The sequence below is a fragment of the Clostridium rhizosphaerae genome, from assembly GCF_016765585.1.
In the GTDB taxonomy this organism is placed as follows: Bacteria; Bacillota; Clostridia; order Clostridiales; family Clostridiaceae; genus Clostridium_AT; species Clostridium_AT rhizosphaerae.
In genome coordinates, this window is sequence record NZ_JAESWC010000007.1 from 21,304 (window position 1) to 46,850 (window position 25,547).

Here is a 25,547-nt window from a genome sequence, read left to right on the forward strand (position 1 = left end):
GTCGCTCCTAAAAACTTATTCTTCAAACTTAAAATCTTTAAATTTATCCTTTAGCAAATCTCCCAAAGTTAAACCTTCAGATTTATCTCCTAAGAAGTCTTTTATTTCTTCTCTTTCCTCTGTATTTTTAGCTTCTTTAATGCTTAAGCTCATCTTTTGGTTCTTGGTATCTATTTCCAATACTTTTACCTTTACTTTATCACCAACATTTAAAACTGAAGATGGCTTTGATACTCTTTCTTCTGATATTTGAGACGCATGTACAAGACCTTCTATTCCTTCAGCAACTTCAACAAAAGCACCAAAGTCTGTAAGTCTTACAACTGTGCCTTGGACTATATCATTAACTTTAAATTTAGCTCCTGCACTGTTCCATGGATTCTCTGAAACTTCCTTAAGTCCTAAAGAAATTCTCCCCTTTTCTTTGTCAAAATCAATTACATAAACCTCTACCTTATCTCCTACTGAAACAACTTCAGCTGGATCTAAAATTCTCTTCCATGAAAGATCTTGATTATGTATAAGGCCATCTATTCCACCTAAGTCAACAAAAGCTCCAAACTTAGCAAGTCTTGTAACTGTGCCAGTTCTTCTTTCTCCCTTTTTAAGAGACGCCCACACTTCACCCTTCTTTACTTCTGCTTCAGCTTTCTCAACTTCTTTTCTTGAAAGAATAACCTTTTTCTTATCCTTATCAAGCTCAATAACTTTTACTACTAAGTTCTTTCCTACAAAGCTCTTTAAATCTTCAACATATTTTGAAGAAAGCTGTGAAGCAGGAATAAATGCTCTAACACCTTTTACATTAGCAGTAACTCCACCTTTTACAACTTCATTGACTTTAACTTCTAAAGTTTTTCCTTCATTTATGGATTCTTCAAATTCATCCCAAACCTTATGCTCTTCAGCTTTAATTTTGGATAAGGCAACATTTCCTTCACCGTCATTAACCTGAAGTATGTATACATATATTTCATCTCCTGGTTTCACAACATCCTTAGGATTTACCACTTCATCATAGCTTAACTCTTCTCTAGATATAACGCCATCAGCCATATATCCTATATTAACAAAAACTGAGTCGTTAGAAGCTGATATAACAGTTCCCTTTACAACATCACCAGCATTTATTCTTTTTAGGCCTCCTTCTAAGGCAGCCATCATTTCTTCCATTGAACCTTCTTCGTAGTTACTCATTGAAATCTCTCCTTTATGTAATAATGTTAACTTTATTCTAATACTACCATTTTATCACAAGCATATTAATTTTTATACAATATAAAAATCTATAATCTCATTTTGCCTATCTTATATATTTTCATACATTTTATAACCCTTGTTTCTGGAAACTTCTCTCTTTGGCATGCTCCAAACTATTAAAATTCCAATGGCAATAACAATAGTTGTAAGTATTCCTGCTTCCGGTCCAAAAGCTCCTCCAGTTAATATATTATCCTTCAATATATTTATATTATATATACCATGAGCCTCATTTCCGCTTACAGGAAAACCAAAGACGTTTCCTTGAAAGTAATTCCAGGTTATATGATATCCAATAGGCATCCATAGGTTATTAGTCTTTATAAACATATATCCAAAAAGAATACCTACAAAAACTATGTTAATAAGTCCTAAAGCTTTTACATTAGGATTAAACAGATGAAGTGCTGAAAACATTAATGATGATATAAGTACAGACAACCAAGGTCTTTTCATTTGGTTTAATGCAGTAATTGAATATCCCCTTGACAGAAGCTCTTCTTTAAAACCAACTATTATAAATAAACCTATTCCCCAAAAAGTATATGATGAAAACTTTGGATTTCCTATATTGTTTTGAAGAGATATATTTTTAGTTGCAAATAGTACTATAAAGATTGCTGTAAAAGAAACCGCTCCAAATAAAAGCCCAGCCCCCAAATCTTTAAAATTGCTTCCTATGCCTGTAAATCCTATATCTCTAAAGCCTTTTTTATCTACTGCCTTAAGCATAATTATTAATGCAATTAAAAAGCCGGCCATGTCTATTGCCTGAGCTAGAAACATTCCTTGAGAAGAATGTTGAATAAAATTATTAATTGAGCTGTTCAAATTCTCTATACTTGTGCCTTGCATAAAAATTATACCCAGTACCATACCAAGAACAATTTGAAGAACTAAAGTAATACCTAAGTATAATGCCATAATGCATGCAAGCTTCCACCCAGATCTTAATTCATTATTACTATTTTTAAATACTTTTGCCATGATTCTACCCCCTATCCCATATTTATTATATGGCAATATATACATTTTACATTATTTGGATGCAAAAATAAAGCGTATTTATTTTGCTAATAATTTTGTGCTTTTATATGCGCATTATTAATGTTAGAATATAGATAATTAGTGGTTTTAAAACCGTATAAGGAGGAATTTACATGGAGAACTTTAAAGAAAATCTTGAAAAATATGCAGAGCTGGCTGTTAAGGTTGGTATCAACATACAAAAAGGTCAGACACTCGTTATTAATGCTCCTCTTCCAGCTGCTGAATTTGTTAGAGCTGCTGCGAAAAAAGCTTATGAAGCAGGTGCTAAAAATGTTCATGTTGAATGGGCTGATGAAGAAGTCACAAGAATAAAATATCTAAATGCTCCAGAGGAAGCTTTTTCTGAATATCCTATGTGGAGAGCACAAGGTCTTGAAGAAATGGCTAAGGAAGGAGCAGGATTTTTAAGCATTTCAGCTTCAAATCCGGATCTTCTTAAAGGAGTTGATCCAGAAAGAATATCTGTAGCTAACAAAACAGCATCAAAAGCATTAGATGGCTATAGAAGCTATGTTATGGCAGACAAGGCTGCTTGGTGTGTTATATCAGTTCCTACAAAAGAATGGGCTGCAAAGGTATTTCCTGATGCAGACGCTGAAAAAAGTGTAGAAAAGCTTTGGGAAAATATATTTAAAGCTACAAGAGTAGACAGAGAAAATCCTGTTGAAGCTTGGAAAGATCATACTAACAATTTAAATTCCAAGCTTGATTATTTAAACAGCAAGAATTTTAAGAAGCTTCATTATAAATCCCCAGTTACAGACTTAACTATTGAGCTTCCTGAAAAACATCTTTGGGCCGGCGGTGGTTCCAATGTTGAAGGTGGCAATTATGAGGGTACATATTTTGTAGCAAATATGCCTACAGAAGAAGTATTTACAATGCCAAAGAGAGATGGAGTTAACGGTACAGTTAGAAGCACAAAACCTCTTAACTACAGCGGTAATTTAATCGATAATTTCACCCTTAAATTTGAAAACGGAAAGGTAGTAGACTTCTCAGCAGAGCAAGGCTATGAGACCTTGAAAAAGCTTATCGAAACTGATGAAGGTTCACATTACCTTGGAGAAGTTGCATTAGTTCCTCATGATTCTCCTATTTCAAATACAAATATTATATTCTTCAATACATTATTTGATGAGAATGCTTCCTGTCACTTTGCTTTAGGAAAGGCTTATCCTACTAACCTTGAAGGCGGCGCTTCTATGAGTGAAGAAGAATTAACTAAAAATGGAGCTAATACAAGCTTAACTCACGTAGACTTTATGGTTGGTTCACCAGACTTAAATATTGACGGTGAAACAGCTGATGGAAAATTAGAGCCTATATTCAGAAATGGAAATTGGGCATTCTAATTAATGTAGAATTAATAGCAGAAAGTCCCTTTCGGGACTTTCTTACTTTTAAACCTTATAAGTAATCAACGGATTCAAACTTGCCACAAGCTTTATCATCTTTTCATTGACCATATCTTCAACTACTTTTTCTATACTTTTGTAAGCCTCAGGAGCCTCTTCATAAACTACATTTTTATCTTTACAAATTAAAGTACCTGCTAATTTTCTTTCCCTAAGTATTTTATCCTCATAAACATGTTGAAGTCTTTTCTTGCAGTCAAACCTAGGCCATCTTCGCCCTGCGCCATGAGATACCGAATAACAGTAGTCATAAAGTCCTTCTTCAGGTTTTATAATATAGGACTTAGTACTTCTGGTTCCTGCAATAACTATATAACCCACATCCGAAGGAGCTGCACCCTTTCTGTGAATGTATATTATTTCGCCCTCTGTCTCCTTTTTTGTTATAGAGTTATGCACACTTTCTAGAAGTTTTTTATCATCCTTACCGCCAACAGTGTCCAAAAGTCTATGAGCTACTAGTTCTCTGTTCAGCCTTGCATATTCAACTGATTTTTGATGTTCTTCCAAATACTCATTAAAAGCCGTACTGTCAGTTTTCAAACCCTTTTGGCAGGAATGTTTTCTTATACAGTCTTGAATAATATATTCTCCGTACCCTCTCGAGCCGCTGTGCACTAAAAGATAAACACTGCCCTTCTCCATGCCGATTTCCTCAAAGGCTTTTTCATCAAAGACCTCTGAAACCTCTTGAAATTCAGCAAAGTGATTTCCTGAGCCTATTGTTCCAAGAGACTCTTTAAAAGGCAGATCTATATCTGCTATTTTCTCGCTTATGTCTATATTTTCCAGACCTCCCAGCCTAAAAAGCTTTCCAAACATTTTATCAAATTTAAATTTCCCTCTATTTATTCCTGTTGAAAACAAAGCCATACCACAGCCAATATCGCTTCCAATAATATGAGGATAAATTATATCCTTAGTCATATAAGCTGCACCAACAGGTGTTTTTCCTACATGCAAATCTGGAAGTCCTACAGCCTTTATTATTCCTTCAAGCTCCGCTGTTTTTTCAAGCTGATCTATTGCAGCAGTCTCTATCCACGACTTTTCACTTTTTACTACTTTAACTTTACTCTCCATATTCTCTCCTTTAAAAACAATCAATTTTAAAGTCTATGCGAGAGAATATGCTAAGATATTTTATAATCTTATATATTCCCTCACCAAAATATTTCTTAATAACATTATAACCACAACCTTTCAAAGTTAATTACATACAATGCAATAAAGTTCTTACATTAATTAATAAGAAGCCTAGCAAATAATTATACGCATATTTATTATTAAATTAATTAGTAAACATATATAAATTTGATTATTCAGAATAAATTTATAATACATTTACTTTTAATCCAATTTATGTTAATATATTTGTAACATCTGATTATTGGTTAGACTGTTACAAATAACTTATGGGGGTGATCCTTTGTATACTGTTTTAGCCATTCTTTCTATCCTTTTATCAGTACTGTCTACTGTTTTAATTGTAAAAAATTTTTTAATTAATGTAAATACCAGCAGCAGAGCTTTGATTAATATTATGTTTATAGTATTGCTGATTGCCTCATTAGTCTGTGCTTTAGGAGGTTCCTACGGCGGAATTGTAATACCACAAGCTATTGCAGAATTTAATGCACAAAAATCTGGTTTAACTAATGAAATGATAGCCAAATATCTTATTAACATTAACCATTACACTAATGAAACAATTATTTTTACTATCTTAGGGTATGCGTTTTTCGGTATATCATTTTTATTATTAAATAAAATAAAGAAAGAAAAAGCAGAAGAACATAGTAAAGTCAAAACCTGGAACTTCGATAAAATAAATAATAAATCTTAAAAGACCAGCACATTAAAACTGTGCTGGTCCTCTAGTTTATTTAACCTTGAATTTTCGTACAATATCGTTAAGCTTTTGCGCAAGCTCAGCCTGCGTCTCTGCACTATGCGCAACTTCATTCATTGCTGCTGTGGTTTCTTTTACGCTGTTTAAAATTTCAGTTGTACTTTCTGCTGAATGTTGAGTAGTACTTGCTACATTCTGCACTGCTGTGCTTACCTGCGATACTGTAGCAGTTATTTCCTCAGACATAGCTGCTATTTCTTCAGACATTGTATTTATATACTGAGCATCGCTTCCATATTGGTTCCCTACTCCAACCATAGCTTCATAGTCTAGTTTTACTGTGCTGTCTATATAACTTACAACTTCTTGAGTATTATCAGATAGATTATCAAAAGCATCTTTAACCTTAGCAATTGTGTCCTTTATGTTTGAAACAGCCTGAGTTGACTGCTCTGCAAGCTTTCTTACCTCGTCTGCTACTACTGCAAAGCCTTTGCCCTGTTCCCCAGCTCTTGCTGCTTCTATAGCTGCATTTAAAGCAAGCAGGTTTGTTTGTGAAGCTATACTATCAATAATATCAGCCATTTCTTTTACCTTTTCAACTACTTTGCCATCCTCAACAGCCTGAAGTATCTTATTTTGCTTATCTCTATAAAGAAGTTCTGATTTCTCACTAGCTTCTTTACTGTTTTTCTGAATTTTTTCCGCCCTGTTCTTTATATCATTTGATAAACTGCTTCCATCCTCAGCTTTACCTGAAAGAACATTGATACTTGAGTCAACCTCTTCCATAGAAGCTGTTATTTCTTCAGTAGTTGAACTTAACTCTTGAATACCATCATCAATATTTCTAACCGATCCTTCTATTATATTTAACTTAGCGGTCATTTCTTCAACGCTTGCAGAAAGCTCCTCACTTGTACTTGCAACTTCTGTAGACTGAGCTAGTATCTCTTTAACCATATCGTTCATATTTTGCGACATCGTATTCAAATAGCCTGCCATTTTACCTATCTCATCATGAGTCTTTATATCAATCTGCTTTGTAAGGTCTCCCTCTGCAATTGCCATAGCAAAGTCTTTAACTTTATTGATGCTCTTTGTTAAATAGAATGCAAAGAATACTATAAGTGCTATAACTGCAGCTATGGATATAACTGTCAATAAAGACATACTAATAACAAATTTCTTAACAGGAGCCATAAGCTCGCTTTCAGGAATACTTAATGCAATCTTCCAATTTGTCTCTGGAACAGAAGAATAATAAACTATATTATTACCACTTTCATCTTTATAAGTGCCTTGTCCTGATTTATTACCAAGCATTGTCTTACCCAGTTCTGATAAACTTGAATTTTTGTCTTCACTTATCTTAACCTTCATAACTTTATCAGTATCTTTATCTGCTATAAAAGTTCCATTCTTATCTATTATAAAAGCTTTACCCTTTTCACCAACCTTTATATTCTTAACCATGTCTTGTATAGTAGTAAGATTAATATCAGCAGTAGCAACCCCTAAAAATTGCTTGTTCTTATCATAAAAAGGAACTGTAGTAGTTATCATTGATATCTTTGTTACATCGTCCAAATAAGCGTCAGACCATACTGTACCATTGGTCGTCGTTCCAGCCTTGTACCAATCATACTTTATGTAATTATAGTCATCTTTGCTATAATCATCAGTATATACTATCTTTCCGCTATCTTTGTAGGCATAAGGTCCAAAAAACTTATTACTAGAATTATATTTATACGGCTCGAACCAAATTCCAGATCCTAAAGTATCATCATTTGTTGCAATTATACTTTTTAAAAAATCCGCATAATTATCTTTGCTTAATACTGTACTTGCTGCTTCTGCTGTTTTTGCAGCACCTTGTGCTACCTTTTCGTGTCTTTGAAGCCTTTTTTCAATTTCATTCACGTTCGTAGCTAGCTGATTTTGCATATCACTTTTTATCTGTGAATTCATTAATGCTGAAATTCTATCATAGCTTAAGAACACTAATACACCTATTACTACAATAAATACAGGCAATACTGAAAGCAAAATTTTATTTCTGATACTTTTTATTTTCATGTTTGTCACCTCTTTAAATTTTAAGTATATATTATATTTCGAATCATTTTCACAAAACTTTATCACCTTATTATGGCAAAGTATAAATTTCAAAAAAATAAAGACCTTGTGCTTTAAAAAATCCAAGCACAAGGTCTTTATTTTAAACATTAGGTACATTAATCCCAAAAAATATTTCTGTCATTTCTCTATCAATCTTTTTTATTACTTCTTCTCTTTCCTCAGGACTTAAATCTTCTTCTCTGACTTCAAAAAGATAATTAGGCAGATTGATATCTCTGACTCTCATTTTTGTATGAAATATACTTGATTGAAAAATATTCATATCAATGAGATTGTATCTATTAATTGTATCTTTCGAAATAAAGTTTTGTATAGAGTTTATATCGTGGTCTATAAAATGCTTATATCCATGTATATCTCTAGTAAAACCTCTTACTCTATAATCTATTGTAATAACATCTGAATCAAAGCTGTCTATAAGATAATTCAAAGCTTTTAGAGGAGAAATCGTTCCACAGGTTGAAACATCAATATCAACTCTAAAGGTACTTATATCGTTTTGAGGATGACTCTCAGGATAAGTATGCACAGTTACATGACTCTTATCAAGATGCCCTACTATATTTTCACGAGCCGGAGTTAAAACCCCCCTGTTACAGGATGGATCAAGCACATATAAAGGAACTTCTTCTTCTGAAATCAAAAGTGTAACGCTTGCTCCCTGTGGGTCGTAATCCTGCTTCGCAATATTAAGCACACTAGCACCAATAGTTTCCGTAACATCAGTTAAAATCTTAGTGAGCCTTTCAGAATTATATTGTTCATCGATGTACTCAATATACTTTTTTCTATCTTCCTCTGTCTTTGTATAGCAGATATCGTATATATTGAAGCTAAGCGATTTTGTTAAGTTATTAAAACCATACAATTTTAATTTATCTTCTTTGTTTACATCCAAAATTCATCCCTCTATTCTACGTGAAAAGTATTACACCCATGCTTTATAGTATATAACTTTTTTTACTTCAATACAATATTTCCATTTTCTAAAGTTATATTTACTTTTGATCCCTCATGAATTCTTTTATGAAGATAGCTTTCTGAAATTTCATCTTCTATATATCTTTGTATAGATCTTCTAAGAGGTCTTGCCCCATACTTTTCATCATAGCCCTTTGTAATAAGGAAGTCTTTAACCTCTTCAGAAATTTCGATGTTTATATCCTTTTCTCTAACTTCCTCTAAAACTTCATTAAGCATTAATTCTACAATTTTATGAAGTTCTTCCTTAGCTAATGGCTTAAATACTATGGTTTCATCTACTCTGTTTAAAAACTCCGGTCTAAAATATTCTTTTAAGGCTTCTTTTACCTTATTCTCCAAAGCGTCATAACCTTCTTTTCCAAAGCCTATATTGTTGCTTTTAAAGTTAGTTCCTGCATTTGAGGTCATTATTATGACTGTATTTTCAAAATAAACGGTTCTTCCCTGACTATCAGTAAGCCTTCCATCTTCAAGTATTTGAAGCAGCATATTAAATACATCCGGATGAGCTTTTTCGATTTCATCTAGAAGTATTACTGAATAAGGTCTTCTTCTAACCTTTTCAGTCAGCTGTCCTCCTTCATCGTATCCCACATATCCTGGAGGCGCCCCGATAAGCTTAGATACAGTATGCTTTTCCATATATTCAGACATATCTATTCTTATTAACGCTTCTTCACTTCCAAAAAGCTCAATGGAAAGTGCTCTTGCAAGCTCTGTTTTACCTACTCCAGTAGGGCCAACAAATATGAAGGAAGCAGGTTTCCTCTTCTTTCTAAAGCCTAATCTGTTTCTTCTTATTGCTCTTGAAAGTCCTACAACAGCCTCATGCTGTCCTATGACCCTTCTATGAATTCTATCTTCTAATTGGAGCAGCTTTTCTGCTTCTTCTTCAGTTATACTCTTCACAGGTATCTTCGTCCAAGCTTCAATTACATAAGCAATATCTTCAACCGTTAAATAAACATCACTTGTTTCCTTTTCAAGCTTAGTAATTTTATCTTGAAGTCTATATTTTTCAACTTTGTATTCTGCTGCTTTTTCATAATCGGTTTTCTCAGCAGCATCTTCAATTTTCTCTTCAATTGCCTTTAATTCTTCTCTTACAGCCTTAAGTTCAACTAAACCCTTATTTTTAAGATTAGCTCTTGAGCTAGCTTCGTCAATAACATCGATAGCCTTGTCTGGTAAAAATCTATCTGTTATATATCTTTCAGACATTACAGCTGCTGCTTTAATAACCTCATCAGTTATATGCACTGTATGGTAGTTTTCATAATAATGCCTTATACCTTTTAATATTTCTATGGTATCCTCAACAGTAGGTTCTTCTACCATTACAGGCTGGAATCTTCTCTCTAGAGCTGAATCCTTTTCTATATGCTTCCTGTATTCCTCTAAGGTAGTTGCACCTATTACCTGGATTTCGCCTCTAGCAAGAGCAGGCTTTAGTATATTTGCAGCATTCATAGCTCCGCCTTGGGCTTCTCCAGCACCAATTATATTATGAACTTCATCTATAACTAAAATGATGTTGCCGTTTTCCTTAGCTTCATCAATTATAGATTTCATTCTTCCTTCAAACTGCCCTCTAAACTGAGTTCCTGCAACAACAGCAGTTAAATCCAAAAGATAAACCTCTGCATCAAAAAGTTTGGCAGGTACTTCCTTCTCAGCAATTCTAACAGCCAAGCCTTCAGCTATAGCTGTTTTACCAACCCCTGGCTCACCAATTAAAATAGGATTATTTTTACTTCTTCTATTTAAAATTTGTATAACTCTGTCTATTTCACGATGTCTTCCAATGACCTTGTCTACTTTCTTTTCTAAAGCCTTATCAGTTAAATTAGTTCCGTAAGTATCCAGATACTTTCTTTTAGTTTTTTTCTTTTCCTCTTTTTTATCCTTTGGCTTATCTTTAGCCTTAGAATCCGGAATCGATTTTGTTTCTTCTTTTTCATTAAAGTCCATAGGCTCTGCCGGAAAAGCACCATTCATAAGATTCATAAACATATCATTCTTTCCTAGCTCTTCCATATTGACATCTTTAAGCATGTCATTCATCTGTTCAGATAAATTTTCAATATCGTCTGCACTCATGCCTGTTTGCTGCATAAGCTGATCTATAACCGGTATTCCCATTTTTTTAGCACACTGAAGGCATACACCAACAGTTTCTGTTTTTCCTTCTACTGTCTTGGCAGTAAAAATTGTAGCTATATTTTTATTGCAAATTGAACACAGTTTCATATTTTCTCCTTTCATTCGAAACACTGGGTACTCTAAACATGCTCGTTCACACTCGCAGACTACCCGTAAAAGTCCATTTAGGACTTTTACCTCCTTTCAGTCGAAACACTTGGTACTCTAAAGCACTCATTTCCATTCGCAGCTTACCCGTCGAAGCCCATTTATGGCTTCAACCTTCTTGTTTACGAATAGTCATCTAAATAATAATATATCTTTATATTATAATTAATTTTAGCAAATAATCTACAGTAAAATGACTAATAATCTTAAATTTACAAATAATTATTATTTTAAACTTTATAAAGTTAAAAACCCTGTAATTTTCATACAGGGTTATAAGTCTATTATATTCTTTCCTCACTTTTTAATCCATAAAACTTAGGCAATTATAATAGAAATATATTATTAGCCTCACATTCTGCTATTATTTCATCAGTCCATACAGAAGATTGAACTTCTCCAATATGTGCCTTTCTTAAAAAGAACATACATATTCTGGACTGTCCAATTCCTCCACCCATTGTATAGGGAAGCTTTTTTTCAAGCACTGCTTTATGATATTCAAGATTTTTTCTTTCCTCGCAGCCTGAGAGCTTAAGCTGTTTTTCTAATGTTTCTTCATCAACTCTTATCCCCATAGAGGATACTTCAAAAGCTCTGTCAAGAAGAGGATAATAGAAAACTATATCTCCGTTTAATGTCCAATCGTCATAATCAGGTGAACGACCATCATGCTTTTGACCTGACCTAAGCTGTCCACCTATCTGCATTATAAAAACTGCACCTTTTTCCTTAGCAATAACATCTTCTCTTTCTTTAGGAGTAAGTTCAGGATATTTATCTTCAAGCTCTTGTGTTGTTATAAAGTATATATCCTGCGGAAGAACTTTTTCAAATATTGGATAGATAGAATACAGATAATTTTCAGTATCCTTAAATACCTGATATATTTGATTAACTATAACAAACAAACTCTCAAAGGTTCTGTCCTTCTTAGAAATAATCTTTTCCCAGTCCCACTGATCTACATAAATAGAGTGAAGGTTATCAAGCTCCTCATCTCTTCTTATAGCATTCATATCTGTATAAAGGCCTTCTCCTTCTCTAAAACCATATCTGTAAAGAGCCATTCTCTTCCACTTTGCAAGAGATTGAACAACCTCTAAAGTATTATCTTCTATTTCTTTAGCATCAAAGGAGACTATTCTTTCTACACCGTTTAAATTATCATTTATTCCTTTGCCGCTTTTCACAAAAACTGGAGCTGATACTCTTGTTAAATTAATCATTTCAGCTAGTCTTTTTTCAAAATAATCTTTAACACTTTTTATGGCTATCTCTGTTTCAATAAGATTCAATGAGGATTTATATTCTGTTGGTACAACTGTTGACATCCCTAGCCCCCCTATTTTATTAATAAAATTACCTTATTATAATTCAAAATTTTACCATAGTCAAGTGTTAAAGGTAACTTATGCATACTTGTTGGATAGCACTTTTGACAGTAGAAATAAAATTAATAATGGTATAATTAATATATAAAATGCAACATTAATCTGTATTACTTCGTCAATAAAATGTCCTGCAATTACAGATGCAATTATTATAAAAGCATAGGATATGCCGAATAAAAAATTAAATTTCAGCTTTTCTTTTTTATTCATCCCTTTTAGCTTTTCATTTTCAGTTCTTCCTATCCACTTAACTATATATACAGCAATAAATACAAATATTACTCCTAATATTATCGGTGTTAGATGAAACTTATATACTATATCTAGACTTCTTTGTTTTTTAAGCTGGATAATTTTTTCAGATACAAAGTCAAGCCCTATTAAAAACGCAATATTGCCTATAAATAAAGGAATTGTTTCAATTAAATTTTTTATGCCTTGATTTTTTTCCTTGTGAGACTCAATTACATCGTCACAAAACTTTTTATAATCCTCCCCTATAACCTTAAAAATATCTTCTTCTCTCTCCTGTGCTCCAAGCATGATATCTAAAATATCATTTACCGCTTCCTCAATCTGTCTTTCAGTAAGGGGTGCTGTTCTGATGTAGCATACAATGTCTGTATATAAATCTTGATATTCTTCTTTAAGTTTTTTACTCAACTCATAATTCTTTTTGATAACTTCCTTGACCTTACTCATTTATCTCTCCCCCATAATTTAGAAATATTTTATCCACTATGTCTTTAAATTCAATCCAATTGTTATAGAATACTTTTAATTCCTTTGCTCCTTGCTCTGATAAAGAATAATATTTTCTTTGCGGTCCTAAAGGCGATTCTTTTTTAACTGACTTTAATATATCTTTCTTTTCGAGCCTTGTAAGCAGCGGATATATTGTACCTTCTGTTGAATCAGTAAAGCCATACTCCCGAAGTTTTGAAACTATTTCATAGCCATAGGTTTCACCATCGCTTATTATCTTTAGTATGCAGCCTTCCAATGTACCTTTTAGAAGCTGTGACTTATCATTCAAAGGTATCCCTCCTAATCTTAGCCTATTATGTATTGCATAGTAGTATAGTTAAAAAATAACTACTATGCATTACATAGTATTCCTTGACTATATTGTAATGCATAGTAGTTTCGTGGTCAATAGGTTTCTGCTATATTTTGTTAAATTAATTTTTCGTACTCTTCTCTTCCTAAATATCCTTCCAGCTGAACCTAAAGCTAATATTCCAAAACAAGATAAATAATAGAAGCAATACAATATTATATGCTAAAATTCCATACTGAATTTTAGCGAGTGCAAAGTGTATTCCTGCGCATCCACCGCAGTATGCCATACTCCCAAACATAAGGCCCAACGCACCTTCTTCATTGCTTTTAGTTGTAGCAAAGTCCTTATGAAAAGGAAGTTCTTTTTTAGATAATTTGAATATGAGCATAGATAAAAGCATCGCGCTTAAAAATATGCCAGTTAAGTCTAATAAAATCCTAGGTCCAAATATAATTAGAAATATAACTGTTATTACTAAATATACCGGAACTACTAGCTTGAGTATAACAGCCTTTATTGCTCCTTTAAAAACATCTGCCGGTTTTTCAATAGGCAGCGCTTTGTATATCCATGCACCTTTGTATTTTTCGCTTCTAGTAATATATTTAACTGCTCCTGCGAGCACAATACTTGAAAAGTAAATGAAAAGATAAGCTTTTCCACCTCTAATGTTTGACATCACCTGTGAAAAACTCTTGCCCTTTTCAAATTGATTTGCCATGAATATAAATGGCATTATTACTGAAAATGCCAGAGAAGGATAAATACTTAGCTTAAGCTTTCTTTCATTTGAAATCATATTTTGCGTAAATCTAAAAAATGCATTTTCTGTCCTGTTAAAAGTAAATACTCCAGCGAAGTTTCTTTGTCTTTTAACCTTTTTTTCTTTAGATTCCTTTACTCTCTCATTATTTTGAGAAAGCTTTTGCAGATTCCTTTCAAAGTATGGAGTTATTACTTTAAAATAAAGAATAAAAGCTGCCAATGGTAATATTATGCTTATAGCAGTAAATACTATAAAAACTAAGGATTTATTTCCTTCAAATATTAAGCTGTAGGGTGCAGCAAACCAGGTTGATGGTATCATGTAATGCCACCATTTTGGTTCATAAGCTATATTATAGTCGAACAAATTAAAAATTCGTCCCATAAATTGATATCCTACAGTAATAACTATACTGAGCACAATTTGAAAGTAATTAATAACATCTTTAAGTTTTTCTCCATCAAACATTGATAAAATAAAGAAATATAAAATAGATGTAAAAAATATAACAAACCCCGAAATTAGAACAAGCTGAAGCAGAAAAACAAGTGCGAAAAGTATTCCATATTTATATATTGAAGCTATAATCGCAAGCCCGGAAAAAGCAGCAGTAATACTAAAAAGATATATAAAAATATGCACAAGCTTTGCAGCGTTAATGGTTCTGCTGTCTACAGGTCTTGGCACAAGAATATTTTTATCTTTTATATCCAATAAAACCGATGAAAAATCTGAAATCATTGTGGCCATAATCATAAATACTATCATACCTAATATAAAATTCATCTTCATAAATAAAGGCATCGGCATAAAGATAAAGATTGCTATAAAAAGACCCAAAAATCCATACATAAACAATGAATAGGTAAACTGATTTCTGTTTTTCTTATCAGAATTGTTATTATTCATTATTGTAGTTGTTCTTCTGCTGTCTAAAGTAAGCTTAAGCTGAACAATTTTTCTCATCATCTTATAATCAATCCCAAGTTTTGTAAAGATTGAACTAAATCTATCTAAAAGCTTTAATACCCATATATCTTTCATTATTACCCCTCCAGTATTACTTATAGGTCCATGACAATTATTAATTGTCATGCCTCACTACTAAGCACACTTACGAACTCTTCTGCTATTTGTTTATGTTGGTTAAAGCCTGTGAGTTGGTTGAATATTTCCTCTAAAGAACCTTCCTTACTCTTTGCTTTAAGCTCTTCAAAGGTTCCGTCTGCAACAACCTGTCCACCATTTATAAGTACAATTCTGCTGCTTATTCTTTCAACCACATCCATAATATGTGAGGAATAGAATATTGTTTTTCCTTGGCTGGCGAGCTCAGACATTATTTCTTTTACGACCATAACACTGTTAGCATCAAGCCCGCTTAAAGGCTCGTCTAGAAATAATATATCCGGATTATGCAGCAAACTTGATATAATAAGAACCTTTTGCCTCATTCCTTTAGAAAAAGAAGATATTCTAGAGTCATACACATTATCAATTCCGAAGAGTTCCATAAGCTTCTTAGCTTTTTCATCCACCTTTTCATAGTCTAAGCCATACAGTTCACCTATAAACGTAAGATACTCTCTTGCTGTTAAGTTTTCATAAACTTCTGCAGTTTCCGGTACATAGCCAATCTTTTTTTTATATTCAATGCTTCCATTAGATATATCTTCACCGAAAATTTTAATTGTACCTCTGTAATTATTCAATATTCCTAAAAGTATCTTCACTGTAGTACTTTTGCCTGCACCGTTAGGTCCTATATATCCAATTATCTGTCCTTTATGAATATCTATATTTATTCCCTTAAGAACATCCTCCGAGCCATAGCTCATTCTTAAATCTTTAATAGATATAATCGGTTCGTTAATGTTTTCCATGGTCTTTCCCCCCAGTAAATATGTTTGTTATAATAATAACAATTTTTAACATATTATATCATAACTTATAGCCGTATTCTATAAATTTACTTTAATTACAATTATATTTAAATAGTTAAATATATATCTTCTTATCATGATATCGCGATATCTTCTTTTCTTGAAATCAATATATAGTGCACTTTAATGATGCTGCTTTATAGTAACTTAAGGCTTCTGCATAACTTTTTAGACTTTACTATCAATTTGCTTATTAATATTACCAATACTTACAAGTTTATCTATTTAAATTATCTATTTTACTTCTTATAGGCTAAGCCCTTAGAATAAATATTGTTATTAGATATTTATTTTAGGGGGAATACTTTATGCAAAACAGAAAAACTTTTATAATGGTCATGTGTGCCTTAGCAATTGCATTAAATATTGTACTAGGTACAGTAGTTCAAAAGCTTCAAATTCCGCTTTTATTTTTAGATACAGTAGGAACTATCTTTGCTGCTGTTTTATTTGGTCCTTGGTATGGTGCTGCTGTTGGAACAATAACAAATGTATTGACTCCAATACTTACTGGAAACCCAAAAGATATTCCATTCTTCATAGTTAATGCAGCCGTAGGTATAATAGTTGGATATATGGTTAAAAAATTCGATTTCACAATAGTTACTGCTGCAATAACTGGAGTAATACTTTCAATAGTATGTCCTATAATCGGAACTCCAATTGTAGTCTGGGTATATGGCGGAATAACTGGTTCAGGCAATGATCTTCTATTCTTAATTTTTAAGAATTCTGGGATGCAGATTTTCTCTGCAGCATTTATTCCTAGAATCACAGGAAACATAATAGATAAAATAGGTTCCTGCTTACTTGTTTTTACTGCAATGAAATATATACCAGCTCAATATAAACAAAGTAAAAATATATCTGCCCAATAAATTGAAGGATAGATAGTTAAAAAACTATTCTATCCTTTTTTAAACTGAATAATGGTCTAAATGAGGAGACTTAAAGATTAATAATCTTTAAGGACATTATAAGGAATACAGGAGGGTATTTATGAGGAGTAAAAAGATAATACTTACAAGTCACTGTATATTAAATCAAAACAGCGTAGTTGAGTCTCTTGCGAGAGCTAAAGGTGCTTTTAGTTTTGTTAAAGATCTAGTTGAAAGCGGAGTGGGAATAATACAGCTTCCCTGCCCTGAATTTAGATTTTTGGGTATAACAAGAAAGCCTATGGAAAAAGCTGATTATGACAGCTCTGAATATAGGGAGCTTTGCCAAAAACTCTTTTTGCCAATTCTTGATGATCTGCTTATATATATCGAAAATGGCTATGAGTTCTGCGGAGTTATAGGTATTAATCAAAGTCCAACCTGCAGCATATCAGGAAACCGTGGAATCTTCATGGAGGAAATATTTAAACTTTTGTCCTCCAAGGGTATAGATCCAAAATATTTTGAAGTTCCCGAGGATTACAATGATGAAACAGATGGTGATGAACTATTTAGTAAAATTAAAAACACCTTAAATATATAAATTGCAGACGGTCTTAGCTAAAAATTAGGACCGCCTTTTTATTTTTTGCTTCTTTCATATTCTTAAGAAATTTGTAAGAAATTTAAATACTGAATTGTAAAAAATATTTCTTATAATATATTTACGGCTACAGCAAACTATGTGGAAGGTGATATAATGGTTTGAGAAGGGGTGGAGATTTATGTCAAAATATAATGTTTTAGTTGTTGATGATGATGAAGAAATAAGAGACGCTATTGAAATCTATCTAAAGAATGAAGAAATTAAAGTTTTTAAAGCTAAAGATGGTATAGATGCTTTAATGATTTTAGAGGAAGAAGATATACAACTTGTACTTATGGATATTATGATGCCGAGAATGGATGGAATTAAAGCTACCTTTAAGATAAGAGAAAATAAGCACATTCCTATAATAATGCTTTCAGCTAAGTCTGAAGATACGGATAAAATTTTAGGTCTTAATGTTGGTGCTGACGATTATATTACAAAGCCTTTCAATCCTTTAGAGCTTGTAGCAAGAGTTAAGTCCCAGCTTAGAAGATATGTAAACTTTCAAAGCTTTAATCCTATAAGCAATGTACTTCAGATTAAAGGTCTTGTATTAAATAAGGATACCAAACTTGTTACCGTAGATGGTGATGAAGTCAGGCTTACTGCTATTGAGTATAAAATACTTGAGCTCTTGATGGAAAACAAAGGACGTGTATTTTCTATTGATGAAATATATGAGAGGGTATGGAAAGAGCCAAGCTATAACAGTGAAAATACCGTTGCTGTACATATAAGAAGAATACGTGAAAAGATTGAAATAAATCCTAAGGATCCAAAGTATTTAAAGGTGGTGTGGGGTATTGGATATAAAATTGAAAAATAAAAATTTAAAGCTAATAATCTTTGTTTTATCTTTAATTTCTATTACATTAGCTTTATGTTCTATGTTTAATTTTAAAGTTAATAAGGAGTATTTAAATTTCAAGTCCTATTTTGAGAGCCGCCAATTTGAAAGCAGGTTAAATGAGTTTTATTCTGACTTTAAAAATTATAATGTTGATTATAAAGACTATGGAAAGAAATCAATTGATGACAAAATAAATACTGATAATTTTAACAACTTAAAGAATCAATATGACAATCAACTTGAAAACAAGCTTCAAGATACAGAAAATCAATATGATTCACAAATTGAAAATGCAGAAAGCAATGGAAATAAGGATAAAGTAACAAGGCTAACAGAAGAGAAAAACAAAAAGCTTGAAGAAATAAAAAAACAAAATACTAAATCTGCAGACGATATAAAAAAAGAACTCGCCAAAAGAAGTGATGATAACTATAACTCAGTTAAAAAACAATATGAAAGTATAACTGATATAAAATATTATCTTAAAGACAGCAAGAGCGGTGATATCTATAGTAATTTAAATAATGTAGATGATATTCAAAATTATATTAAAAGCAGTTCTGCATATTCTTTCAGTCTGCCTAATAATTCTCCAACCACCAGTACCAGATATGTAAGCAATCAGCTTTCCGGATTAGGACTTGAGGGTTATGTAATAGTACCTAAAACCAGCCCTCTGGTTTCAAACAGCAAGGAGTTTAATACTAATAAGATACTTGCAATAATTCAATTAATAGTTTTTCCTGTCTTCTTAGCCGCTGGAGTTTTGATGCTAAGATACTCTAGAAAAGCAGAAATAGATAATCATTCTTTAATTATAGCTTCTAAAAAGCTTTATAATAAGGTTCCTTTTGATCTAAAATTACTAATACTATTTTTCGCGTTAATAATTTCACCAAATATTTATAGAGATCTGTATTACCAGGGTATGAATGTAATTACATCAGACTTTTTCATAAACCTTATTCTTACTACTTTACTTACTTACTTTCTTTATATAAGCATACCTGATATCATTAATTGTTTAAAAAACAGAGAGAATCTTTTAGCTGAAATTAAATCAGGATTGCTATATAAGTTCAAAGATATTATTCTCGGATGTTTAAAAGATAAAAACCTGATGTTTATAACCATTATATTTATTATTGGAACAGTAATATTTGGTGTTATTGCAGCTGCAATATCTTTATCTGCCCATGCCGCCCCAGAACTATTTATACTTGCAACGATATTATATGTATTCTTTGTTATAATCCTGCTTCTTAAAAACATAGTAAAATTAGATAAAATAATCAAAGGCACCGACGAAATAGTAAAAGGTAATCTAAGCTATGTTATAAAAGAAAAAGGAAAGGGAAATTTATCAAGACTTGCACATAACATAAACAACATGAAAACTGGTATCAGCAAGGCTGTTGAAAGCCAAATGAAAAGCGACAGACTAAAGTCTGAACTTATTACAAATGTATCTCATGATTTAAAAACTCCTCTTACCTCTATAATTAATTATGTAGATTTACTGAAAAAAGAGGATTTATCGAAAGAAGAAGTAGAAGGCTATATTAAAGTTTTAGAGAGAAAGACCGAGCGGCTGAAGGTTCTTATTGAAGACTTGTTCGAAGCTTCTAAAATGGCAAGTGGTGCTGTAGAGCTTAATATAGAAAAGGTAGATGTTGCTCAACTACTAAGCCAATCGCTGGCAGAACTTGATGAAAAAATCAAAGCTTCCGGACTTATATTCAAAGTTAACATCCCTCATCATAAGGTTTATTCTAACTTAGACGGCAAGAAGACTTGGAGAGTTTTTGAAAACCTTATAGGAAATATACTTAAATACTCTCAAATTGGCACAAGAGTATATATAGATCTCACTGAAAATGATGATAAAAATATAATAACCATGAAAAATATCTCAGCTTATGAAATGGAATTTGTTGTCGATGAAATCTTTGAAAGATTTAAAAGAGGTGATACCTCAAGGGCTACTGAAGGCTCAGGCCTAGGGCTTGCCATTGCCAAGAGTATAGTAGACCTTCAAGGCGGACGACTAGATATTGACATTGATGGAGATTTATTTAAGGTTAGGGTTGAATTCAATAAGTAACCTCATAATGCACTTTTAAAAGTGCATTATTTTTTATTAAATTTGTACTGACTATTCTAAATTAATCTAGTATATCCATAAATTATATGATATAGTTCATATATAGCTAATAAAATATTTTTTTTATGTATATAATAAATAATAATAGTTTTATTTACATATCTGGAGGTAGAGGATTAATGTCAATAAAAATTGTTGCAGACAGCAGCTGTGACTTAACTGAAGAAATGAAAAAAGAAATGAACGTAGAAATTGCTCCATTAATATTGGAATTAGGAGATAAGTCCTTTGTTGATGATGAAAATTTAGATGTAAAACACTACATTAAAGAAATGAATGCTTATGAGGGGGCTCCAAAAACAGCTTGCCCTTCCCCAAATGAATATATGAAAAGATTTGAAGGTCCTGAGAGCGTATTTGTTATAACACTTTCAAAATTTCTAAGCGGATCATATAACAGTGCGGTGCTTGCAAAGGATATGTTTATGGAGGAAATAGGCAATAAATTTATTCATGTCTTTGACAGTTTAAGTGCTGCCTCAGGCGAAACCATGGTAGCAATGAAAATAAATGAACTTGCTAAGCTTAATTTTAGCGAAAATGAAATTGTAGAAAAGGTTTCAAAATACATTACTGAAATGAAAACTTTCTTCCTTCTTGAAAACCTAGAGCACCTTGCAAAAGCAGGAAGATTAAATCCAATAATAGCTAAGATAGCATCAATGTTATCAATAAAACCTATCATGTGCGGTGATGAAGGAAATATTAAACTTTTTGAAAAAGTAAGAGGTTATAAAAAAGCCTTCAATAGACTTGTGGATGTTATTGGAGAAGAGGGAAAGAACTTCGAGGACAAGGTCTTAGGAATTGCTCACTGCAATTGTTTAGATAGAGCCTTAGAATTTAAAGATGCAGTTCTCAAAAAATATAACTTTAAAGATGTTATCATTGTAGAAACTAAAGGCTTAAGTTCTACTTATGCAGATGATGGCGGAATTGTAATAGCCTTTTAATTAAATAATAAAAAAACTCTGAGGCTTTTGCTTCAGAGTTTTTTTATTATTTTCTTCCAGTAGACACTTCAAGTTTAACTTTTCTACCGCAAAGCTTTTTGCCAGTGCAGTTTTTCATAACATTATCAACTACTCTTTCAGAAACATCTACAAAGCTGAATTTTTCAAGTATATCTATGTCTCCAACATCTTCTTTATTTAATCTTGCAGTTTCATTAAAGAACTGAAGAAGAATTTTTGGATTAAGTCTATCCATTCTTCCAACTGTCATAAACAATCTAACAAAGCCTGCATCAGCTCCGATATCATTTTCTGTATAATCAAAGCTTACTTCTTTGTTATAAAGTATATTCATAAGTGCTGCAGCAACATCTACTAAGTTAAATTCTTCATCTAATTCAGCAGCAAGCGGCACAAATCTCTTGTAGTCTTCAGTATCAAGGGTTTCTTTAACCCTTCCTGTTATATTTTTATATTTTGCTAAGAATATATCATCAATTGTAGGTACTTCTTTTCTCTTAATCTTGCTCTTTGTTACTTTTTCAATTTGTTTAAGAGTCATATATTCTCTTGGAGTTACAAGAGTATATGCTATACCTTCTCTGTTTGCTCTTCCAGTTCTTCCTATTCTGTGAACATAGGATTCGATTTCTTGAGGCAAGTCGTAATTTATAACGTGAGTTACATTTTCAACGTCTATTCCTCTTGCAGCTACATCAGTAGCAACTAAAAATTCAAGATTTCCTTCTTTAAACTTTCTTAAAGTATTTAATCTTTGATTTTGATTCATATCACCATGCATACCTTCTACACTATAACCTCTAGCCTGCATAGCTTCAACTAATTCGTCTACGCCTCTTTTAGTTTTGCAGAAGATAATTGCAGAAGATGGCTCATCTACATCAAGAATTCTGCAGAAGGATTCAAATCTATCCTTTTGCTTAATTTCATAGTAATACTGGCTTACTGTAGATACAGTCATAGTATTTTTTATTATAGCAATATGCTTGTTGTCTGGCTTTAAATATCTTTTAGTAAGCTTTTTGATTTCATCAGGCATAGTTGCAGAGAAGAGCATTGTCTGTCTTTCCTTATTAGAATTTTTCATTATCTCTTCTATGTCATCAATAAAGCCCATATTAAGCATTTCATCTGCTTCATCAAGAACAAGGAACTTAATATGGCTTAAGTCAATAAGTCCTCTTCTAATTAAATCAAGTACTCTTCCTGGAGTTCCTACTACTATATCAACTCCGCTCTTTAAAGCCCTTATTTGTCTTTCAATAGGCTGACCACCGTAAACAGGCAGCATTCTAACTCTTGAATACTTAGCTATACGCACTATCTCATCATTTACTTGAATTGCAAGTTCTCTTGTAGGAGTAAGTATTATCGTATTTATCTTATTGCTTTCACTTCTCTCAAACTTACTTAAAATTGGAGCACCAAAAGCAAGAGTCTTTCCAGTACCAGTTTGTGCCTGCCCAATAGCATCAAAGCCCTGCAGCAAAACTGGTATTACTTCTGCTTGTATTCTTGATGGCTCTTCAAAGCCTAAGTCATCTATAGCTCTAAGCACCTTTTCATTAAGTCCTAACTCATTAAATTTTACATCTACTATTTTTGTTTCTTCCATTCATATCCCTCTTTCAAACGTCAATTGTTCTATTATACTATAGTGTTCCTCTATATACAAGGAATTATTATTACTTTGTTAAGGAAACTGTAATTATTGTTGCTCCCAATACAAGTATATTAAACATATTTATAAGCACCATATTCTTCACAGACAGTACAAAAGTTTCAGCCTTTGAAGGATTAGCTTGAAATATTTTAATATTTTTATAAGCCGGAATAAAAGTTATAAGCATTATTAAAGCTGATAGTGGTAATAGCCTTAGAATAACAGCAGCAATGATTGCTATATATCCTATATAATAGAGAAAAGCAAATAGCCTAAGAGCATTCTTTCTTCCAATATAATACGGAAGAGTAAATCTTTGATTTTCTATATCATCTTCTACATCACAAATATTATTTGCTAGCATTATGTTTGCAATACATCCTACTAATGGTATTGAGATTAAAAAAATCGATAAAACTTCTAAAATATTAATTCCAAGACCTAATACATTACTGCTGTAGCTCAAATAAACAACATTTTTATCGTAGGCATGTATAAATATTGATAAAAAAGTAATTCCAAAGCCCATAGTAACTCCGGAAAAAGCTTCTCCTAAAGGCATTCTTGATATGGGTATAGGTCCAAAGGTATAGAATACACCAATAGCAAAGCATAGCATGCCTATTAGTAATACAACTAAGCTTGTTCTTAATGTTAATATTAATCCAAAGACAGCAGCAATAGCTAATAGGATTATTATTATTCTCTGACCTGTTTTTTCGCTTATCCCACCTCTTCCCATGGCGTTATGCACTTCATAGCCATAGCCTTCTTTTTTGTTTGCTTTTTTGAAATCTATATAGTTGTTTATTGCGGTAGTAGCCATATCAAAAGTTATCAAAGACACAAACATGATTAAAAAATTAATTAGATTAAAGCTTTTATAACGATAAAAGCAATACAGCGTTCCAAAAGTAAAAGGTATGACACTTGCTACCTTGGTTTGTATCTCTACATATTTCAAAAAACTCCTTATAGTCAACTTATGTTCCCCCTCCATGTTTAAGTTTGTTTCCCATATAAATTATACCCTATTTTTTTGAATGTTAAAGGGCTTATCTCCTGCAAATTTGACAAAAACATAAAAAACAGTTATCATATCTTACATACCTTTTACATATTTTTTCCATATTAAATAAAAGGAGGGGGATTAATATTAGTAAGGTTCAAAACTTTTTACAAAAGCTAAGAACGCAGAAGCTGTTTGCTTCGCTAATGTCAATCTTAATCGCATCAGGGTTAATAGCAGTAATATATTCAAATATAAAAACCATTACCGTAATAATTGACGGTAAACAAACAAAGCTTACAACTTTTAAAGGTACTCTTGAAAAGGCTTTAGCTGAGGATGGCATTACAATAGGCCCAAAGGACAAAATAGAGCCTGCCTTAAATTCAAAGGTTGTGAAGAATGAAACAGTTAATATTAAGCGAGCGGTTAATATTAAAGTAGCTGTGGATAAAGAAGAGCGTATTATATTGTCCTCAGAGGATAATGTAGAATCTATGCTTAAAGCTGAAAATATATCATTAGGCCAGCAGGATAAGTTAAGCCTATCAAAGGATACTAAACTTTCAGAAGGCATGAATCTTGAGGTTATAAAAGTAGAAACAAAGGAGCTTTCTGAAACTGAAGCTGTAGCTTTTAGTACAGTTGTTAAAAATAGCAATGATCTGCCAAACACATATAAAAAAGTTGTACAAGATGGCTCTGAAGGTGAGAAAAAAACAACCTTTAGCGTTACATATGAAAATGGAAAAGAAGTACTAAGAAAAGTAGTAAATGAGATAATTTCTAAAAAGCCAACTGACAAGATAATAGTTTTAGGTACCTTGCCTGTTCTCCCTGTTTCAAGAGGCGGAGATTCAGTGCCTTATACCAAGGTAGTAAAAATGAGAGCAACTGCCTATTCTCCAACAGGAGGAGCTACCTCAGCCTATACAGCTTCCGGAAGAAAAGCTGTAAGAGGTTCAGGAGAGGCCTACAGTACTATAGCTGTAGATCCAGGTGTTATACCTTATGGTACTAAAGTCTTTGTACAGGGCTATGGCTTTGCAGTAGCTGCTGATACTGGCTCTGCAATAATTGGAAACACAATAGATGTTTTCTTTAACACAAAACAAGAGGCTCTAAATTGGGCTGTAAAATATGTAAATGTATATATTCTAAAATAAACTGAA

21 protein-coding genes are annotated in these 25,547 nt (G+C 32.3%); 8 read left to right on the forward strand and 13 right to left on the reverse strand.

Annotation, left to right across the window (positions count from 1 at the left end; genetic code table 11):
• Positions 1 to 15: 15 nt before the first annotated feature.
• Together rpsA and JK636_RS12030 are read right to left on the reverse strand one after the other, a co-directional pair.
• Complete coding sequence (gene rpsA, locus JK636_RS12025) at positions 16 to 1,197, reverse strand: 30S ribosomal protein S1 (protein WP_202749256.1); 1,182 nt, start codon at positions 1,195 to 1,197, stop codon at positions 16 to 18.
• A 111-nt stretch (positions 1,198 to 1,308) separates the two neighbouring features.
• On the reverse strand, positions 1,309 to 2,247 hold the full coding sequence (locus JK636_RS12030) for a CPBP family intramembrane glutamic endopeptidase (RefSeq protein ID WP_202749257.1): 939 nt from the start codon (positions 2,245 to 2,247) through the stop codon (positions 1,309 to 1,311).
• A 173-nt stretch (positions 2,248 to 2,420) separates the two neighbouring features.
• On the opposite strand from JK636_RS12030, the gene JK636_RS12035 reads away from it, so the two are divergent.
• Complete coding sequence (locus tag JK636_RS12035) at positions 2,421 to 3,665, forward strand: aminopeptidase (RefSeq protein ID WP_202749258.1); 1,245 nt, start codon at positions 2,421 to 2,423, stop codon at positions 3,663 to 3,665.
• Positions 3,666 to 3,713: 48 nt separating this feature from the next.
• Here the strand turns inward: JK636_RS12035 and JK636_RS12040 are convergent, their stop codons facing one another.
• On the reverse strand, positions 3,714 to 4,811 hold the full coding sequence (locus JK636_RS12040) for an RNA ligase RtcB family protein (protein ID WP_202749259.1): 1,098 nt from the start codon (positions 4,809 to 4,811) through the stop codon (positions 3,714 to 3,716).
• Between the two features lie 346 nt (positions 4,812 to 5,157).
• On the opposite strand from JK636_RS12040, the gene JK636_RS12045 reads away from it, so the two are divergent.
• Positions 5,158 to 5,574, forward strand: coding sequence for a hypothetical protein (locus JK636_RS12045; protein ID WP_202749260.1), 417 nt, complete (start codon positions 5,158 to 5,160; stop codon positions 5,572 to 5,574).
• A gap of 36 nt (positions 5,575 to 5,610) precedes the next feature.
• Here the strand turns inward: JK636_RS12045 and JK636_RS12050 are convergent, their stop codons facing one another.
• From JK636_RS12050 to JK636_RS12085, 8 genes are all read right to left on the reverse strand, one after another.
• Entirely contained in the window at positions 5,611 to 7,662 is a 2,052-nt protein-coding gene (locus JK636_RS12050; RefSeq protein WP_202749261.1) for a methyl-accepting chemotaxis protein, read from the reverse strand.
• Positions 7,663 to 7,804: 142 nt separating this feature from the next.
• Positions 7,805 to 8,623 carry an adenosylmethionine decarboxylase gene (gene speD / locus JK636_RS12055; RefSeq protein ID WP_021656114.1) on the reverse strand — a complete coding sequence of 273 codons (819 nt, stop codon included), beginning with the start codon at positions 8,621 to 8,623 and terminating at the stop codon, positions 7,805 to 7,807.
• Positions 8,624 to 8,685: 62 nt separating this feature from the next.
• Positions 8,686 to 10,959, reverse strand: coding sequence for an ATP-dependent Clp protease ATP-binding subunit (locus JK636_RS12060; RefSeq protein ID WP_202749262.1), 2,274 nt, complete (start codon positions 10,957 to 10,959; stop codon positions 8,686 to 8,688).
• A gap of 386 nt (positions 10,960 to 11,345) precedes the next feature.
• Positions 11,346 to 12,353 carry an aspartate--ammonia ligase gene (gene asnA / locus JK636_RS12065; RefSeq protein ID WP_202749263.1) on the reverse strand — a complete coding sequence of 336 codons (1,008 nt, stop codon included), beginning with the start codon at positions 12,351 to 12,353 and terminating at the stop codon, positions 11,346 to 11,348.
• 78 nt (positions 12,354 to 12,431) lie between these two features.
• Entirely contained in the window at positions 12,432 to 13,115 is a 684-nt protein-coding gene (locus JK636_RS12070; protein WP_202749264.1) for a DUF1048 domain-containing protein, read from the reverse strand.
• Entirely contained in the window at positions 13,108 to 13,449 is a 342-nt protein-coding gene (locus tag JK636_RS12075) for a PadR family transcriptional regulator (protein WP_202749265.1), read from the reverse strand. Before JK636_RS12075 ends, JK636_RS12070 begins: the two co-directional genes overlap by 8 nt.
• 169 nt (positions 13,450 to 13,618) lie before the next feature.
• Complete coding sequence (locus JK636_RS12080) at positions 13,619 to 15,286, reverse strand: hypothetical protein (RefSeq protein ID WP_202749266.1); 1,668 nt, start codon at positions 15,284 to 15,286, stop codon at positions 13,619 to 13,621.
• 47 nt (positions 15,287 to 15,333) lie between these two features.
• A complete protein-coding gene (locus JK636_RS12085; protein ID WP_202749267.1) occupies positions 15,334 to 16,125 on the reverse strand; it encodes an ABC transporter ATP-binding protein in 792 nt (263 codons plus the stop codon).
• A 368-nt stretch (positions 16,126 to 16,493) separates the two neighbouring features.
• On the opposite strand from JK636_RS12085, the gene JK636_RS12090 reads away from it, so the two are divergent.
• The 5 genes from JK636_RS12090 (at position 16,494) to JK636_RS12110 (ending at position 21,682) form a co-directional block, all read left to right on the forward strand.
• A complete protein-coding gene (locus tag JK636_RS12090; protein WP_202749268.1) occupies positions 16,494 to 17,063 on the forward strand; it encodes a CD3073 family putative ECF transporter S component in 570 nt (189 codons plus the stop codon).
• A 121-nt stretch (positions 17,064 to 17,184) separates the two neighbouring features.
• A complete protein-coding gene (locus tag JK636_RS12095; protein ID WP_202749269.1) occupies positions 17,185 to 17,667 on the forward strand; it encodes a CD3072 family TudS-related putative desulfidase in 483 nt (160 codons plus the stop codon).
• 181 nt (positions 17,668 to 17,848) lie between these two features.
• Complete coding sequence (locus JK636_RS12100) at positions 17,849 to 18,541, forward strand: response regulator transcription factor (protein WP_202749270.1); 693 nt, start codon at positions 17,849 to 17,851, stop codon at positions 18,539 to 18,541.
• Positions 18,519 to 20,669 carry a HAMP domain-containing sensor histidine kinase gene (locus JK636_RS12105; protein ID WP_202749271.1) on the forward strand — a complete coding sequence of 717 codons (2,151 nt, stop codon included), beginning with the start codon at positions 18,519 to 18,521 and terminating at the stop codon, positions 20,667 to 20,669. The genes JK636_RS12100 and JK636_RS12105 overlap by 23 nt, the downstream gene beginning before the upstream one ends.
• Positions 20,670 to 20,848: 179 nt before the next feature.
• Positions 20,849 to 21,682, forward strand: a complete 834-nt coding sequence (locus tag JK636_RS12110; RefSeq protein WP_202749272.1) for a DegV family protein — start codon at positions 20,849 to 20,851, stop codon at positions 21,680 to 21,682.
• Between the two features lie 46 nt (positions 21,683 to 21,728).
• Here the strand turns inward: JK636_RS12110 and JK636_RS12115 are convergent, their stop codons facing one another.
• Positions 21,729 to 23,303 carry a DEAD/DEAH box helicase gene (locus tag JK636_RS12115; protein ID WP_202749393.1) on the reverse strand — a complete coding sequence of 525 codons (1,575 nt, stop codon included), beginning with the start codon at positions 23,301 to 23,303 and terminating at the stop codon, positions 21,729 to 21,731.
• 85 nt (positions 23,304 to 23,388) lie between these two features.
• Positions 23,389 to 24,348, reverse strand: coding sequence for a 1,4-dihydroxy-2-naphthoate polyprenyltransferase (menA, locus tag JK636_RS12120; protein WP_202749273.1), 960 nt, complete (start codon positions 24,346 to 24,348; stop codon positions 23,389 to 23,391).
• 233 nt (positions 24,349 to 24,581) lie between these two features.
• Here menA and JK636_RS12125 point away from each other — a divergent pair, with 233 nt between their 5' ends.
• A complete protein-coding gene (locus JK636_RS12125; protein WP_202749274.1) occupies positions 24,582 to 25,541 on the forward strand; it encodes a 3D domain-containing protein in 960 nt (319 codons plus the stop codon).
• The last annotated feature ends 6 nt before the right edge of the window (positions 25,542 to 25,547 follow it).

What these genes read in the sequence shown, in the direction of transcription:
- rpsA (WP_202749256.1), bottom strand. Translation starts at nt 1,197, where the DNA reads ATGAGTAACTACGAAGAAGGTTCAATGGAAGAAATGATGGCTGCCTTA.
- JK636_RS12030 (WP_202749257.1), bottom strand. Translation starts at nt 2,247, where the DNA reads ATGGCAAAAGTATTTAAAAATAGTAATAATGAATTAAGATCTGGGTGG.
- JK636_RS12035 (WP_202749258.1), top strand. Translation starts at nt 2,421, where the DNA reads ATGGAGAACTTTAAAGAAAATCTTGAAAAATATGCAGAGCTGGCTGTT.
- JK636_RS12040 (WP_202749259.1), bottom strand. Translation starts at nt 4,811, where the DNA reads ATGGAGAGTAAAGTTAAAGTAGTAAAAAGTGAAAAGTCGTGGATAGAG.
- JK636_RS12050 (WP_202749261.1), bottom strand. Translation starts at nt 7,662, where the DNA reads ATGAAAATAAAAAGTATCAGAAATAAAATTTTGCTTTCAGTATTGCCT.
- JK636_RS12060 (WP_202749262.1), bottom strand. Translation starts at nt 10,959, where the DNA reads ATGAAACTGTGTTCAATTTGCAATAAAAATATAGCTACAATTTTTACT.
- asnA (WP_202749263.1), bottom strand. Translation starts at nt 12,353, where the DNA reads ATGTCAACAGTTGTACCAACAGAATATAAATCCTCATTGAATCTTATT.
- JK636_RS12070 (WP_202749264.1), bottom strand. Translation starts at nt 13,115, where the DNA reads ATGAGTAAGGTCAAGGAAGTTATCAAAAAGAATTATGAGTTGAGTAAA.
- JK636_RS12080 (WP_202749266.1), bottom strand. Translation starts at nt 15,286, where the DNA reads ATGAAAGATATATGGGTATTAAAGCTTTTAGATAGATTTAGTTCAATC.
- JK636_RS12085 (WP_202749267.1), bottom strand. Translation starts at nt 16,125, where the DNA reads ATGGAAAACATTAACGAACCGATTATATCTATTAAAGATTTAAGAATG.
- JK636_RS12090 (WP_202749268.1), top strand. Translation starts at nt 16,494, where the DNA reads ATGCAAAACAGAAAAACTTTTATAATGGTCATGTGTGCCTTAGCAATT.
- JK636_RS12095 (WP_202749269.1), top strand. Translation starts at nt 17,185, where the DNA reads ATGAGGAGTAAAAAGATAATACTTACAAGTCACTGTATATTAAATCAA.
- JK636_RS12100 (WP_202749270.1), top strand. Translation starts at nt 17,849, where the DNA reads ATGTCAAAATATAATGTTTTAGTTGTTGATGATGATGAAGAAATAAGA.
- JK636_RS12110 (WP_202749272.1), top strand. Translation starts at nt 20,849, where the DNA reads ATGTCAATAAAAATTGTTGCAGACAGCAGCTGTGACTTAACTGAAGAA.
- JK636_RS12125 (WP_202749274.1), top strand. Translation starts at nt 24,582, where the DNA reads ATGTCAATCTTAATCGCATCAGGGTTAATAGCAGTAATATATTCAAAT.